This window comes from Pseudomonas sp. AC463, assembly GCF_979253585.1.
The window spans coordinates 1-242 of the sequence record NZ_CEEDDZ010001069.1; the positions used below are offsets into that span (position 1 = coordinate 1).

At 65.3% G+C, this 242-nt stretch carries 1 protein-coding gene; it reads right to left on the reverse strand.

Going from position 1 to position 242, the window contains the following annotated elements; genetic code table 11:
• Positions 1 to 228 (reverse strand): hypothetical protein (locus AC0IYH_RS33550; RefSeq protein ID WP_471838760.1); only part of this gene is annotated, 228 nt, incomplete at its 3' end.
• Positions 229 to 242 lie beyond the last annotated feature (14 nt).

Here is a 242-nt window from a genome sequence, read left to right on the forward strand (position 1 = left end):
GAGCGTCGGATCGAGCAGGCCGAGGATTTCGGGCGACGGCGGCGTGTCGAGCCAATGCGACGCCTGTTGGCCGTTGCCGTTGGCGCGACCGGTGGAGAAGTACGAGTTGGCGTCGTAGATCGTCTGGCCGCGATCGAGCGAGAAATACGGATTGCCGCCGATCGCCCAGTCCAGCACGCCCGCCTGTGCGCTCTCCTCGCTGTAGCGGAACAGGTCCCAGATCGACATGATCGCGACACCGT